This is a genomic window from Cohnella nanjingensis (assembly GCF_014212125.1).
Taxonomy (GTDB): domain Bacteria; phylum Bacillota; class Bacilli; order Paenibacillales; family Paenibacillaceae; genus Cohnella; species Cohnella nanjingensis.
Genome location: NZ_JACJVP010000099.1, coordinates 1 through 2518, shown reverse-complemented (window position 1 = coordinate 2518; position 2518 = coordinate 1). Strand labels below are relative to the sequence as shown.

5 protein-coding genes and 1 pseudogene are annotated in these 2518 nt (G+C 62.5%); 5 read left to right on the top strand and 1 reads right to left on the bottom strand.

Annotated features, from left to right (window positions below; translation table 11 throughout):
* Positions 1–237: sensor histidine kinase (locus tag H7C19_RS34055; RefSeq protein ID WP_376775479.1), on the top strand; the 237-nt coding region annotated here is incomplete at its 5' end.
* Between the two features lie 46 nt (positions 238–283).
* On the opposite strand, the gene H7C19_RS34545 is transcribed toward H7C19_RS34055, so the two are convergent.
* Positions 284–649: a hypothetical protein gene (locus H7C19_RS34545; RefSeq protein WP_221469626.1), complete on the bottom strand. Its 366-nt coding sequence runs from the start codon at positions 647–649 to the stop codon at positions 284–286.
* On the opposite strand from H7C19_RS34545, the pseudogene H7C19_RS35855 reads away from it, so the two are divergent.
* From H7C19_RS35855 to tatC, 4 genes and pseudogenes are all read left to right on the top strand, one after another.
* Positions 582–974: pseudogene (locus H7C19_RS35855) on the top strand (phage baseplate protein); the annotation flags it as partial. The gene H7C19_RS34545 and the pseudogene H7C19_RS35855 overlap by 68 nt on opposite strands.
* 124 nt (positions 975–1098) lie before the next feature.
* A complete protein-coding gene (locus tag H7C19_RS34045) occupies positions 1099–1425 on the top strand; it encodes a hypothetical protein (protein WP_185673538.1) in 327 nt (108 codons plus the stop codon).
* Positions 1426–1437: 12 nt separating this feature from the next.
* On the top strand, positions 1438–1662 hold the full coding sequence (locus H7C19_RS34040) for a Sec-independent protein translocase subunit TatA/TatB (protein ID WP_281385117.1): 225 nt from the start codon (positions 1438–1440) through the stop codon (positions 1660–1662).
* Positions 1659–2426, top strand: coding sequence for a twin-arginine translocase subunit TatC (tatC, locus tag H7C19_RS34035; protein WP_246470214.1), 768 nt, complete (start codon positions 1659–1661; stop codon positions 2424–2426). The genes H7C19_RS34040 and tatC overlap by 4 nt, the downstream gene beginning before the upstream one ends.
* Positions 2427–2518 lie beyond the last annotated feature (92 nt).

Below are 2518 nucleotides of genomic sequence, written 5' to 3'. Positions count from 1 at the left end.
GAGATGCCGGAGGCGGAATTCGAAGCGCTGCAGCGCAAGCTGCTGGCCACCGAATGGATCGATACGGAGACGACGGGGCTGGTCAACGTTCACCGCAGATTGAGGCTCGCGTTCGGCGAGCAGGCCGGGGTCGCCTTCAACCGGAGGCCCGGGGGCGGCAATCAGGTGATCCTCACCATTCCGGCTCGGCAGTATCCCTTGCTGCAGCCGAATCCGGCCGCCAAGCGAGAGAGTTGATATTTTACCGCCGATGTCGTTTTTTTTACCCTATTCTGCCGCCGGTTCATCCCCTACACTGGACGCTGTAAGGCCCAATCATCCTTATCGGAGGTGTAGTTATGAATGGAATCGGCAAAGGGAAGGAACAGGAAACGAGAGTTGAAAGCGCTAACGCGTTAGAAGAGGCGGCTCCGGCCTCTTTGGCGGAGCGAAGCTTCAGCCGGCGCAAATTTCTGATGCTGAGCGGCAGCGTCGCCGCCGCGGCGATGTTCCCGGGCATCGCGTTCGGCGGCGCCCGCAAGGCGGAAGCCTGCGCGCTGCCGGCCAGCCCGCGCTTCTCGCTGAGCGGCTCGGGGGGCGAGATGTTCCGCGAGAAGTCGCTCGGCAGCGCGACGGTCATGCAGTCGTTCGCCATGGACAGCGTCAACAACGCCGTCTATACGGCGCAGATCACGTACGGGTCTCCCTCGTCCTCCGGCGACTTGACGGTGACAAAGCTGAGCACGACGGGCACGATCCTCGGTCAGATGGCGCTCAAGGGATTCGGCCACGGCGTATCGATCGGCGTGGAGCCTTCCGGCACGACCGCGTACCTATGGACCGAGACGGACGGGGTCATCGACGGCGCGGACAGCTGGGGCTCGAAGATCTGCCGCTTCCCCTTTGCCGACGGCACGACGCTGTACAACACGGATGCGTCGCTGACCAAGTATACGGTGCCGGGCGCGGGCAACTACAGCTACACCTGCAATATCGACAACTACCACGGCCATCTGATCGTCCGCTACAGGGACGCGTCGACCAATCCGCGGTTCGACGTGTTCAACCTGCAGGCGTTCAAGGCCGGCGATCGCACGCCGATCGCCGCCGATCGCCAGCGTGTATCAGCCTACGACGCTGGGCGTGTTCCAGGGGTATTGCGCCTACGGCAATTATCTCTATCTGCTCGACGGAACGTCCTACAGCGCGTCGAACCCGTCGCCCGGCAATACGTATCTCACGACGGTCGATCTCAATACCGGCACGCAGGTGGACCGCTTCCGCACCCAGGCCGGCGTGTCGCTGGCTTACCGGGAACCGGAGGGGATGGCCATCCGATTGACCGACCCGAACGACGAGAGCACGGGCCAGCTATGCTTCGGTTTCGCCTCGGGGGCGGCCGGCGCCCGGAAGGCGACGATCTATTACAAGGATTCTTTTATCTAGGAGGGGTGAACGATGGGCATGCTGTCGCCGTGGCATCTGATCTTAATCGCTTTGGTGGCGCTCGTTTTGTTTGGTCCCAACAAACTGCCCGAGCTTGGACGCGGCTTCGGCAAGATGTTCCGCGAGTTCAAGGACGCCACGACCGGCGCGCTGTCGGGTCCCCGGGACGCGGACAAGGATGCCGTTCAGTCGTTGGACGAGCCTGACGGCAGAGCGGCGGAACCTCGCAAGCCATGAACGGAGGGCTCTCTGGCGGGATCGAGGCCGCGAACGCGAAGCGTAGCGGAGAGATGACGCTGGTCGGACATCTGACCGACCTGCGCAGGAGAATCCTGTTTACGCTGGCGGCGCTGATCGTCGGCGTGGCGGCAGGCCTCGCGTGCGCGCAATCGCTGATCGCGTGGATGAAGAGCGTCCCGCCGGCGGACCAGCTCGCCTGGAACATCTTCTCGCCCGGCGACGCGGTGCGGCTGTACCTGAATGTCGGATTTATCAGCGGGGTCGTCATCTCGCTGCCCTTCTCGATGTATCAGCTGTGGCTGTTTCTGAAGCCGGGGCTCGCGGAGGAGGAGCGAAGAGTTTCGTTTATGTTCATTCCCGCGGCGCTGCTTCTCTTTGTGGCGGGGCTCGCCTTCGGCTACTTCGTCGTGTTCAGGATGGCGCTTCTGTTCACCTCGGCGGTCGCGCATCGCCTCGAATTAACCGAGACCTACGGGATCATGCAGTATTTCTCCTTCCTATTCAACATTACGATCCCGATCGCGCTGATGTTCGAGCTTCCCGTCGTGGTGCTGTTCCTGACCAAGCTGCGGATCCTGAAGCCGCGCATGCTGCGCCGGTTCCGCCGCTACGCCTATATGGCGCTTGTGATCGTGGCGGGCGTCATAACGCCGCCCGACGCCGTATCGATGCTGCTCGTCTATGCGCCGATGATCGTCCTCTACGAAGGCAGCGTGCTGCTGTCCAGCCGGATGGAAGCGAAGTCGCTGCCGTCCGAGTAACCGCGGTGCCAAGCCGTCCCTCACGCCCGCCGACGACGCGAATCGTCGGCGGTTTTTTTATGAAAACGAGGCATGGCCATTATCGCTTTCAG

What these genes read in the sequence shown, in the direction of transcription:
- H7C19_RS34040 (WP_281385117.1), top strand. Translation starts at nt 1,438, where the DNA reads ATGGGCATGCTGTCGCCGTGGCATCTGATCTTAATCGCTTTGGTGGCG.
- tatC (WP_246470214.1), top strand. Translation starts at nt 1,659, where the DNA reads ATGAACGGAGGGCTCTCTGGCGGGATCGAGGCCGCGAACGCGAAGCGT.